At 71.6% G+C, this 11,256-nt stretch carries 6 protein-coding genes and 1 pseudogene; 4 read left to right on the top strand and 3 right to left on the bottom strand.

Features of this window, described 5'->3' with window-relative positions:
* Positions 1–265 precede the first annotated feature (265 nt).
* Together ACOJUI_RS10270 and ilvD are read left to right on the top strand one after the other, a co-directional pair.
* Positions 266–1,918: an alanine/glycine:cation symporter family protein gene (locus ACOJUI_RS10270; RefSeq protein ID WP_422114868.1), complete on the top strand. Its 1,653-nt coding sequence runs from the start codon at positions 266–268 to the stop codon at positions 1,916–1,918.
* A 74-nt stretch (positions 1,919–1,992) separates the two neighbouring features.
* The gene (gene ilvD / locus ACOJUI_RS10265) at positions 1,993–3,825 is read left to right on the top strand and encodes a dihydroxy-acid dehydratase (protein WP_422114867.1); all 1,833 of its coding nucleotides are present in this window, start codon (positions 1,993–1,995) and stop codon (positions 3,823–3,825) included.
* Positions 3,826–3,828: 3 nt separating this feature from the next.
* Here the strand turns inward: ilvD and cobA are convergent, their stop codons facing one another.
* From cobA to nirB, 3 genes and pseudogenes are all read right to left on the bottom strand, one after another.
* Entirely contained in the window at positions 3,829–5,382 is a 1,554-nt protein-coding gene (gene cobA / locus ACOJUI_RS10260) for a uroporphyrinogen-III C-methyltransferase (protein ID WP_422114866.1), read from the bottom strand.
* Positions 5,379–5,783: a nitrite reductase (NAD(P)H) small subunit gene (locus tag ACOJUI_RS10255; RefSeq protein ID WP_422114865.1), complete on the bottom strand. Its 405-nt coding sequence runs from the start codon at positions 5,781–5,783 to the stop codon at positions 5,379–5,381. The genes cobA and ACOJUI_RS10255 overlap by 4 nt, the downstream gene beginning before the upstream one ends.
* Positions 5,780–8,481 (bottom strand): annotated as a pseudogene (gene nirB, locus ACOJUI_RS10250) (nitrite reductase large subunit NirB). The gene ACOJUI_RS10255 and the pseudogene nirB overlap by 4 nt, the downstream one beginning before the upstream one ends.
* A 349-nt stretch (positions 8,482–8,830) precedes the next feature.
* Between nirB and ACOJUI_RS10245 the strand changes: the two are divergent.
* Positions 8,831–10,588 carry an acetolactate synthase large subunit gene (locus tag ACOJUI_RS10245; protein ID WP_422114864.1) on the top strand — a complete coding sequence of 586 codons (1,758 nt, stop codon included), beginning with the start codon at positions 8,831–8,833 and terminating at the stop codon, positions 10,586–10,588.
* Between the two features lie 35 nt (positions 10,589–10,623).
* The gene (ilvN, locus tag ACOJUI_RS10240) at positions 10,624–11,139 is read left to right on the top strand and encodes an acetolactate synthase small subunit (RefSeq protein WP_422117652.1); all 516 of its coding nucleotides are present in this window, start codon (positions 10,624–10,626) and stop codon (positions 11,137–11,139) included.
* Positions 11,140–11,256 lie beyond the last annotated feature (117 nt).

The following is an 11,256-nucleotide window of genomic DNA, read 5'->3' as shown; positions in this document are numbered from 1 at the left end:
GCCCGCTCTGCCCCCGGTGGCGCAGATCGGGCCGTTCGTGCGTGAGGGGCGTCACGGCCAAGGTCTGGATCTGATAAAGCCTCGGCCTGCCCGCGTGTCCGACAATCAGATGCCGGTGGCGCCCGGTCGGTGCGCTGACCTGCACTGTCGCGGTTCCGGTCGGCGTCCCTCCTCGAAGACCGTCGGGCGACGTCCCTCTGTACAGTGACGTCGCCCCGATCCGCAGAGCACAGGCGGCCCCGCCCGCCGGAGGAGCACGCGACAGATGACCGGTTTCGACGCCCTCGTCGAGAGGTACTTCGGCCCCATCGCGACCTGGCTCAGCAGCGTCGTGTTCTTCGAGGTCCCCGTCTTCGGCGGGGTGCCGGTGATCGTGGTCTGGCTGATGGCGGCCGCCGTCTTCCTCACCGTCTGGCTGCGCTTCCAGCCGCTGACGGGGCTCCGGCACTCGCTGCGGGTGATCCGCGGCCGGTTCACGGCCCGGACGGATCCCGGCGAGGTCTCGAGCTTCCAGGCGCTGGCCACCGAGCTCTCGGGCACCGTGGGGCTGGGCAACATCGCCGGGGTCGCGGTGGCCATCACCGCCGGCGGTCCGGGGGCCGCCCTGTGGATCGCGATCTTCGGCGTCTTCGCGATGAGCGTGAAGATGGCCGAGGCCACCCTCGGGGTCATGTTCCGCCGGGTCAACGAGGACGGGACCACCGAGGGCGGGCCCATGCACTACCTCCGCGACGGACTGGCCAGCATCGGCCGGAAGCGCCTGGGCAAGGTGCTCGCGGTGATGTACGCGATCTTCGCCCTGGTCGGCGTGTTCGGCGCCGGCAACCTCTTCCAGGCCAACCAGGTCGCAGCGATCGTCTCGGGAGCCAGCGGCAGCGAGCTGCTGGCGAGCAACGGGTGGATCATCGGCGTGGTGCTGGCCGTCCTGGCGGGCCTGGTCGTGCTCGGGGGCGTGAAGTCCATCGGCCGGGTCACCGCGGCGCTGACCCCGGCGATGGCGGTCCTCTACACCGCCTGCGTCCTGGTCATCCTGGTCGTCAACATCGCCGACGTCCCGCAGGCCCTCGGCCTCATCATCACCGGCGCCTTCACCGCCGACGGCGTCACCGGCGGCATCATCGGCGTCGCCGTGATCGGCATCCAGCGCGCCCTGTTCTCCAACGCCGCGGGCGTCGGCTCGGCCGGCATGGCGCACAGCGCCTCGAAGACCAGGGAGCCGGCCACCGAGGGCTTCACCGCGATGTGGGAGCCGCTGATCGACTCCGTCGGCATCTGCATGCTCACCGCGCTCGCGATCGTGGTCACCGGCGTGTACACCACCGGGGGCGAGGACGGCGTGGCGCTGACCGCGGCCGCCTTCGGCACCGTGGCCGGCTGGTTCCCGCTCCTGCTGACCATCGCCGTGGTCCTGTTCGGCTTCTCGACGATCCTGGCCTACGAGTACTACGGCGAGCTCAACGCCCTGTTCCTGTTCGGCTCGAGCGATCTGGTCAGGACGGTCTTCCGCATCGTGTGGGTGCTGGCCATCGTCGTCGGCGCCGCCATCTCGCTGGACTCGGTGATCGCCTTCTCCGATGCCATGTTCTTCCTGATGTCCGTCCCCAACCTGCTGGGCATCTACTTCCTCGCCCGGATCCTGCGCCTGGAGATCCTGCGCCACCGGTACCGCGTCAGCGTGGGCGCCCTCACCGAGGTCGAGCCGGCGCTGCAGGTCGGCATGGGGGACCATGAGCCCACCGCCGAGCAGTCCGCCGCGGAGCGGGTGCGCACGAGCACCGAGCAGCTGCGCCTGGAGGAGCTGCACCGACGGCTCGCCGAGGATCCCGGCTTCCCGGTCCGCGCCGCGCACCATGCGGACGATCTCGCCTCCCCGATGGGCAGGCCGGACCTGGACGGCTGGGACGAGCCCCGCCGGTGAGGCGGCGTTCTCCGCAGCCGTCCGCTGTCCGGATGGTGACACGAGCATCTCGCATGGCGGCGTAACATGAGGCCATGCCTCAGCTGAGATCCCGCACCTCCACCCACGGCCGCAACATGGCCGGCGCTCGCGCCCTCTGGCGCGCGACCGGCATGAAGAGCGGCGACTTCGGCAAGCCGATCATCGCGATCGCGAACTCCTACACCCAGTTCGTGCCGGGTCACGTCCACCTCAAGAACCTCGGCGACCTGGTGGCCGGGGCGATCGAGGAGGCCGGCGGCATCTCCAAGGAGTTCAACACCATCGCGGTGGACGACGGCATCGCGATGGGCCACGGCGGCATGCTCTACTCCCTGCCCAGCCGCGACCTCATCGCCGACTCGATCGAGTACATGGTCAACGCCCATACGGCCGACGCGCTCGTGTGCATCTCGAACTGCGACAAGATCACCCCCGGCCACCTGATGGCCGCGATGCGCCTGAACATCCCGGTGATCTTCGTCTCCGGCGGTCCCTCGGAGTCCGGCAAGCCGGTCGAGGGGGTCACCGAGCACCGCATCGACCTGGTGGACGCGATGTCGCTCTCCGCCGACGAGTCGATCACCGACGCCCAGCTCGCCCAGGTCGAGGAGAACGCCTGCCCCACCTGCGGCTCCTGCTCGGGGATGTTCACCGCGAACTCCATGAACTGCCTCACCGAGGTGCTGGGCCTCTCGCTGCCCGGCAACGGCACCACGTTGGCCACCCACGCCTTCCGCCGCGAGCTGTTCCTCGAGGCCGGCCGCACCATCGTCGAGCTGGCCCGGCGCTACTACGAGGAGGACGACGAGTCGGTGCTGCCGCGCTCGATCGCCACCAAGGCCGCCTTCTCCAACGCCATGGCGATGGACGTCGCGATGGGCGGCTCGACCAACACCATCCTCCACATCCTCGCGGTCGCGATCGAGGCCGGGGTCGACTTCGGCCTGGACGACATCGACCGCATCTCCCGCCTGGTGCCGACCCTGTCCAAGGTCGCCCCCAACGGCACCGCGCACGTCGAGGACGTCCACCGCGCCGGCGGCATCCCCGCCATCCTCGGCGAGCTGGACCGGGCCGGACTGCTGGACCACACCGTCCACACCGTGCACTCCCCGGACCTCGCCAGCTGGCTGGCCGAATGGGACATCCGCGGCGGCACCGCCTCGAAGAAGGCACAGGCGCTGTTCCACGCCGCCCCCGGCGGGGTCCGCACCACCCAGGCCTTCTCCACCACGAACACCTGGGACGAGCTGGACACCGACGGCGAGAACGGCGTGGTGCGCTCCGTCCCGCACGCCTACAGCAAGGACGGCGGACTGGCGGTCCTCAAGGGCAACCTCGCCCGCGACGGCGCGGTGTTCAAGACCGCCGGCGTCACCGAGGACCTCTTCCACTTCGAGGGCACCGCAGTGGTCTGCGACTCCCAGGAGGAGGCGGTCCAGAAGATCCTCGACAAGACCGTCCAGGCCGGCGACGTGGTGGTGATCCGCTTCGAGGGCCCGCAGGGCGGCCCCGGCATGCAGGAGATGCTCTACCCCACCTCGTTCCTCAAGGGCCGGGGGCTCGGCAAGACCTGCGCGCTGATCACCGACGGCCGCTTCTCGGGCGGCACCAGCGGCGTCTCCATCGGCCACATCTCCCCGGAGGCCGCCGAGGGCGGCCTGATCGGGCTCATCGAGGACGGCGACCGGATCATCATCGACGTCGACAGGCGACTGCTCGAGCTCGACGTCCCCGAGCAGGAGCTCACCCGCCGTCGGGCGGCGCGGGGCCCGCTGCCCTGGCGCCCCGCGCACCGCGAGCGCGAGGTCTCCCAGGCGCTCAAGGTCTACGCGCACCTGGTGCGCTCGGCGACCTACGGCGCCACCCGCCGCGTGCTGGACTGACCCTCAGCCGCCGGCCATCTGCTGGTACCGGTCCACGATGATCTCGGCGATCAGCGGATGGTCGCCGAGCGGCGCCGCCACCACGTCGGCCCCCGCCGCCTCCAGCTGGAGGTGGAAGAATCCGGGCGCCAGCAGGTAGTTCGCGACCGCCACCCGCGCGTCGCGCCCGGCGCGGGCGCGCACGGCCGCCACCGCCTCGCCCACCGAGGGCGTGGCGGCCGAGATGAAGCCGACGGTGACCTCCCGGCCCAGCTGCGCCCCCAGCAGCGCGCCCATCTCGGCGGCCATGGCCTGACCGCCGGCGTCCCGGGTGCCGGCGACCGCCATCACCACCTGGTCCTCGGCGGTGGCGCCTGCCTCGGCGAGCCGCTGGGCCATCACCGTCGCCAGCCGCGGATCCGGTCCCAGCGGGCCGGCGGCGACCGCGTCGTGGTGCGCGACGGCCCGGCGCACGTCCTGACCGACGTGGAAGCCGGTCGAGAGCAGCAGCGGCACCACCACGGCGGCGGCGGCGTGCTCGTCCTCGCGGGTGCGCACAGCCGTGCTCACGGGGGCGTGGGCCGCGACCACGTCGGGCAGCTCGGGGGTCTGGACGTCCACGTAGGCCTCGCGCACCGGCACCGCCGGCAGCTGCGCGGCGACCCGGCGCAGGATCGCCCGGATCACGTCGCGTCCCTCCCGCAGCCGGGTGCCGTGGGCGCAGCCGATCAGCACCGGCACCGCGGCGGAGCTCCGCTCGGCGGCCGGCGGGGCATCCACCGCCTCCCGGCCGGCGCCGCGCTCCGGGCCGGGGACGGAGGGCGGGGCCAGGAAGCCCTCGGCGGCGGTGCGGCCCACGGTGATCACCGCGGGGAAGCCGATGCCCGCCTCCATGGCGCGCTCCTCGATGGTGGCCAGGGTGCCGCGCGCCACCCGCTGCTCGGGCATCGTCGCGCTCTGCACGATCGCCACCGGGGTGGCGGGGTCCACGCCGTTCAGCGTCGCCTGGGCCACCAGTCGCGGCAGCCACTCCACGCCCATCATCAGCACGGTGGTGGTGCCCGGGTCCTTGAGCGCGGCGAGGTCGGCCGGCCCCAGGTCGCCGTGGGCGTTGACCACGTGCAGGGCGACCGCTGTCCCGCGATGGGTCACGGGCACGTCCCCGGCGGCGGGCCCGGCGATCGCCGAGGTCACCCCGGGCACCGTCTGCACCTCGAGGCCGGCGGCGCGGCAGGCCAGGACCTCCTCGCCGCCGCGGCCGAGCACGAAGGGGTCCCCGCCCTTCAGCCGCACCACCCGCCGTCCGGCGCGGGCGTGCTCGACCAGCAGGGCGCTGATCTCCTCCTGGGAGCGGGAGGGGTGGCCGGGCGTCTTGCCGACGTCGATCACCTCGACCTCCTCGCCCAGCAGCTGCGTCAGGCCCACCGGGCCCAGCCGGTCCACGACCACCACGTCGGCCTGCTGGAGCAGCTGCAGCCCGCGCACGGTGATCAGGTCCAGCGCGCCGGGACCGCCGCCGACCAGGGCGACGGAGCCGGGGGAGAGGGTGACCTCGGGCAGCGGGAGCGGGCCGCTCATGCCGCGGGGGTGGTGGGGCGCGGACGGGTCGCGACCAGCACGCGGCCCTCGCGGACCTCGGCGTCGTACACCGCGATCGGCAGCTTCGCTCCGCCGCCGGAGTCGAGCACCTCCCCGGTGTCGAGGTTCCAGGCCTGCTTGTACATGGGGGAGGCGAGGGTGGGCACCACCCGCCCGGGCTCCTCGCCCTCCCCGGGCACCAGGTGGGAGCCGATCAGCCCGCGGGAGAGCAGGTTGACGCCCGAGTAGGGGTCCTTCTGCTGCACCGCCCGGACGGTGTCGTCGGCCAGCCGGAACACCGCCACCTGGGTGCCGTCGACCAGGGCCGCCGCGCCGCGCTCGGGCGAGAGCTGCTCGAGGGCGCAGACGTCGATCATCGTGGTTCTCTCCTGGATGCTCATGCCTGCGTCTCCTCGCCCTCGACGGGGTCCCCGATGGGACTGGTGGGGCCCATGCTGAGCAGGGCCAGCTCGCGGGCCCGCTTCGGATCCGGGGCGGTGACCTCATCCATCTCGTTCGCCGGTCGCACCTGGCCGCGCTCGGGCACCCAGGCCAGGTCGGGGTCGGCGATGCCGGGGGCGTTGATGAAGGAGACGAACTTCGCCATCCGCTGCGGATCGTTGACGGTGGCGGTCCACTCGTCCTCGTAGGTCTCCACGTGCCGGGCCATCGCGGCCTCGAGCTCGTCGCCGATGCCGAGGGAGTCCTCGACGATCACCCGGTAGAGCTCCTCGAGGCCGCCGGGGCGCTCCTCCAGCCAGCGGGCGGTGCGCTGGACCTTGTCGGCCTCCTGGATGTAGAGCATCAGGTAGCGGTCGATGCACTTGATGAGGTTCGCGTCGTCGAGGTCCTCGACCAGCAGCTGGGCATGGGCGGGCTGGGCGCCGCCGTTGCCGCCGACGTACAGGTTCCAGCCCTTGTTGGTCGCGATCACGCCCACGTCCTTGGCCCGTGCCTCGGCGCACTCCCGGGCGCAGCCGGAGACGCCGAGCTTGAGCTTGTGGGGGAGCGCAGACCGCGGTAGCGCCGCTCGAGGGCGACGGCCATCCCGGTCGAGTCCTGCACGCCGTAGCGGCACCAGGTCGAGCCCACGCAGGACTTCACCATCCGCAGCGACTTGCCGTAGGCATGGCCGGACTCGAAGCCGGCGTCGACCAGGCGGCGCCAGATCTCGGGCAGCTGGTCCAGCCGCGCCCCGAACATGCCGATCCGCTGGGCGCCGTTGAGCTTGAGGTAGAGCCCGTAGTCCTTGGCGACCTGCGCGAGGACCAGCAGCTGCTCGGGAGTGACCTCGCCGGCGGGCATGCGGGGGATCACCGAGTAGGTGCCGTTCTTCTGGATGTTGGCCATCACGTGGTCGTTGGTGTCCTGCAGGGACCCGAGCTGCTCGCCGACCGGGCTGTGCAGGCGACCGGAGGTCGAGCCCAGGGTCGAGAGGATCGAGGCCACCACCGGGCGGCAGACCGCGCAGCCGCGGCCGGTGCCGAAGGCGGTGACGATCTCGGTGAAGGTGTCCTGGCCGCCCTCCTTGACGAGCTGGAACAGCTCGGCCCGCGACATCGTGAAGTGCTCGCACATGGCCTTGGAGACCGTGATGCCCGAGCGCTCGAGCTGCTTGTTCAGCAGCTTGGTGACGGTGGGGATGCAGGAGCCGCACACCGTGCCGGCGGTGGTGCACTCCTTGACCTCGCCGATGGTGGTGCAGCCGTGCTCGGAGACCGAGGCGCGGATGGTGCCGGCGGCCACGTTGTTGCACGAGCACACGATCGCCTCGTCGGGCAGCTCGGTGTCGGCCATCGCGCCGCCCGAGCCGGCCGGGGCGATGACGGCCGACGGGTCGGCCCCCAGCGGACGGCCGATCAGCGGGCGCAGCGCGGAGTACAGCTCGATGTCGCCGACGAAGACGCCGCCCAGCAGCGTCTTGGCGTCGTCGGAGAGCACGAGCTTGCGGTACTGGCGGTTGACGGGGTCGACGAAGGAGACCTCGAGCGCGCCGGGGGTCAGTCCGTTGACGTCCCCGAAGGCGGCGGCGTCCACGCCCACGCCTTTGAGCTTGGTGCCGTCCACCGAGCGCTGATGGGTCCGGGTCCCGCCCAGGAATCGGTCCACGACCACGTCGGCCATGTCGTTGCCGGGAGCGATCAGCCCCGAGCACACCCCCTCGTAGGAGGCGCATTCGCCGATCGCCCAGATCACCTCGTCGGAGGTGCGGCAGGAATCGCCCACCACCACGCCGCCGCGCTCGCCGATGGCCAGTCCCGCCTCGCGGGCCAGCCGGTCGCGGGGCCGGATGCCGGTGGAGAAGATGACCACGTCCGCGTCGAGCTCCGACTCGTCGGTCAGATGGGCGCGTCCGATCGCGCCGTCGGGGGCGGGGCTGAAGCGGGCGGCGCCCACCGAGGTGCGCACGCCGATGCCGAGGTCCTGGATCAGCAGGCGCAGCATCTCGCCGCCGCCCTGGTCGAGCTGGACCGCCATCAGGCGATCGGCGAACTCGACCACGGTGGCCTGGACACCGAGCTTCTGCAGGGCCGCCGCGGCCTCGAGCCCGAGCACGCCGCCGCCGACGACGACGCCCCGCAGGGGCCGGCCCAGCTGCTCGGTGCGCAGCGTGGTCCAGGCGGCGATGCGCTCGACGTCGTCCACGGTGCGGTACGAGAAGGCGCCCGGCAGGTCGTTCCCCTCGGCCCGCGGCGACCAGGCCCAGGAGCCCGTGGCCAGCACCAGCCGGTCGTAGGGGACGACGGTCCCGGAGCGCGTGGTGACGCTCTGCGCCTCCCGGTCCAGCGCGGCGACCGGGTCGCCGGTGACCAGGGTGATGCGGGGATCGTCCCAGACGGAGGTGTCCAGGGAGAGCAGATCGGCGTTGCGGCTGGCGAACCAGTTCGACAGGTGCACGCGGTCGTAGGGCTGCTGCGGCTCCTCGCCGATCAGGGTCAGGCGCCAGTCGCCCTCGGGGTCCTGGGCGCGCAGCCGCGAGGCGAAGCGGTGGCCGGTCATGCCGCCGCCGACCACGACGATGTGCTCGCGCTCCAGCGGCGCGCGCTCGGTCGTGGTGGTCAGGGGCGAGCTCCCGGGGACGGGTGCTGATGTGCTCATGGTGATGCTCACTCACGATCTGCGACGGGTGGTTCCTGGCTCACAGCCTAGGCCGGACGCCGCCGCCGCCGAGGGACTTTCGCCGCGGCGGGCCCGGGTCGCCCATGGGACGGGCCGCGGCGGTCCGCATGATGGACGCCCTGGGCAGGGTCCGGGTCCCGGGCTAGGGTGGGGCGCATGCAGACGATCCTCCTCGTAGTTCCCGAGCGCGGCTGACGCCCGTTCGTTCCTACGAGACGTCATCCGCGCCCCTCCCTGAGCCCCAGGCGGAGGGGCTTTTTCATGTTCGGGCCCGCCAGATCCGCCGCAGACCGCCCCGCCCACCGTTCGAGCCGACGAAGGAGTTCCGATGACCGGACAGCAGATGACCGGCGCCCAGGCGCTGGTCGAGTCCCTCAAGCGTGCCGGGGCCGAGGTCGTCTTCGGCCTCCCCGGCGGCGCCATCCTGCCCACCTACGACCCGCTGATGGACGCGGAGGGCCTGCGCCACGTGCTGGTCCGCCATGAGCAGGGTGCCGGCCATGCGGCCAGCGGCTACGCCCACGCCACCGGCAAGGTCGGGGTGTGCCTGGCGACCTCCGGCCCGGGCGCCACCAACCTGATCACCGCGATCGCCGACGCCCAGATGGACTCCATCCCGATGGTCGCCATCACCGGCCAGGTCGGCTCTGCCTTCATCGGCACCGACGCCTTCCAGGAGGCCGACATCGTCGGCATGACGATGCCGGTCACCAAGCACAACTTCCTGGTCCGGGACGCCTCGGAGATCGCCCTCACCATCAAGCAGGCCTTCCACATCGCCTCCACCGGCCGCCCCGGCGTGGTGCTGGTGGACGTCACCAAGGACGCCCAGCAGGCCATGACCGAGTTCGTCTGGCCCGAGGAGCTGGACCTGCCCGGCTACCGGCCCGAGTCCCGCCCGCACTCCAAGCAGATCCGGGAGGCCGCCTCCCTTCTGCTGGAGGCCCAGCGCCCGGTGTTCCTGCTCGGCGGCGGCGTGCTGCGCGGCAAGGCCTGGAACGAGGTCCGCGAGCTGGTGGACGTCTCCGGCGCCCCCTTCGTGACCACCCTGATGGCGCGGGGCGCGCTGCCCGACTCCCACCCCAGCCACCTCGGCATGCCGGGCATGCACGGCACCGTCGCGGCGGTCTCGGCCCTGCAGCGGGCGGACCTCATCGTCGCGATCGGCGCCCGCTTCGACGACCGGGTGACCGGCCGCCTGGACTCCTTCGCCCCGAGCGCGAAGATCGTCCACGCCGACATCGACCCCGCCGAGATCTCGAAGAACCTGCTCGCCGATGTGCCGATCGTCGGCCAGGCGGCGGACATCGCCCGCGCCCTGAGCGCCGAGCTGCGCGAGCGCCTGGCGACGGACGATCCGCGCGACTACGCCACCTGGTGGAACACCCTGGACCTGCTGCGGAAGAACTACCCGCTGGGCTGGACCGACACCGAGGACGGCTTCAGTGCGCCGCAGAAGGTGATCTCGCGGATCAGCGCGATCTCGGGCCCCGACTCGATCTACGTGGCGGGGGTGGGCCAGCACCAGATGTGGTCCAGCCAGTTCGTCACCTACGAGAACCCGCTGACCTGGATCAACTCGGGGGGCCTGGGCACCATGGGCTACTCGGTGCCGGCGGCGATGGGGGCCAAGGTGGGACGGCCCGACAAGGTGGTGTGGTCCATCGACGGCGACGGCTGCTTCCAGATGACCAACCAGGAGCTGGCCACCTGCGTCATCAACGACATCCCGATCAAGGTCGCGGTCATCAACAACTCGAGCCTCGGCATGGTGCGGCAGTGGCAGAACCTGTTCTACGACCAGCGCTACTCCAACACCGACCTGAACACCGGGCACGGCACGCGCCGGATCCCCGACTTCGTCAAGCTCGCCGACGCCTACGGCTGCGCGGGACTGCGCTGCGAGCGCGATGAGGACATCGACGCCACCATCGCCGCGGCGATGGAGATCAACGACCGTCCGGTGGTCGTGGACTTCACCGTCAGCGCCGACGCCATGGTGTGGCCGATGGTGCCGGCCGGGGTCTCCAACGACGAGATCCAGATCGCCCAGGGCATGAGCCCCGAGTGGGAGAGGGACATCTGATGACCATTGACAAGCCCATCACCGCCGATTTCGTGATGACCCCGCACAGCCAGACCCTCTCGGTCCTGGTCGAGAACAAGCCCGGCGTGCTCACCCGCGTCACCGCGCTGTTCTCCCGGCGCGGCTACAACATCTCCTCGCTCGCCGTCGGCCCCACCGAGCATCCGGAGATCTCCCGCATCACGGTGGTCGTCGACGTCGACCAGCGCCGCCTCGAGCAGATCACCAAGCAGCTGAACAAGCTGGTCAACGTGCTGAAGATCGTCCAGCTCGACGCCCGCTCGACCGTGCAGCGCGAGCTGATCCTGATCAAGGTCACCGCCGACAACGCCACCCGCACCTCGGTGCTGGAGATCGTGCAGATGTTCCGGGCCAAGGTGGTCGACGCGGCCGCCGACTCGGTGACCGTCGAGGCCACCGGCACCCAGGACAAGCTCAGCGCGCTGCTGGGCATGCTCGAGTCCTTCGGGATCCGCGAGATCGTCAAGTCGGGCGAGGTCGCCATCGGCCGCGGCGGCCGTGCGATCACCGACCGGGCGCGTACCAGCTGACCCGGGCGTCTCGAGGGCAGAGACGTCCTCTCATGATGTAAGACATTCGGCGATAGGATCGTCCCATCGCCCGGTGCGCCGCTGTCCGCAGCGATCGGCGCACCGCTCACCGACCCG

Source organism: Brachybacterium sp. UNK5269, from assembly GCF_049266655.1.
In the GTDB taxonomy this organism is placed as follows: domain Bacteria; phylum Actinomycetota; class Actinomycetes; order Actinomycetales; family Dermabacteraceae; genus Brachybacterium.
The sequence above is the reverse complement of the archived record's forward strand: the minus strand, read 5'-3'. Positions and strand labels throughout refer to the sequence as shown.

Bases quoted from the DNA above. Each gene is read 5' to 3' on its own strand.
- ACOJUI_RS10270 (WP_422114868.1), top strand. From the start codon at position 266: ATGACCGGTTTCGACGCCCTCGTCGAGAGGTACTTCGGCCCCATCGCG.
- ilvD (WP_422114867.1), top strand. From the start codon at position 1,993: ATGCCTCAGCTGAGATCCCGCACCTCCACCCACGGCCGCAACATGGCC.
- cobA (WP_422114866.1), bottom strand. From the start codon at position 5,382: ATGAGCGGCCCGCTCCCGCTGCCCGAGGTCACCCTCTCCCCCGGCTCC.
- ACOJUI_RS10255 (WP_422114865.1), bottom strand. From the start codon at position 5,783: ATGAGCATCCAGGAGAGAACCACGATGATCGACGTCTGCGCCCTCGAG.
- ACOJUI_RS10245 (WP_422114864.1), top strand. From the start codon at position 8,831: ATGACCGGACAGCAGATGACCGGCGCCCAGGCGCTGGTCGAGTCCCTC.
- ilvN (WP_422117652.1), top strand. From the start codon at position 10,624: ATGACCCCGCACAGCCAGACCCTCTCGGTCCTGGTCGAGAACAAGCCC.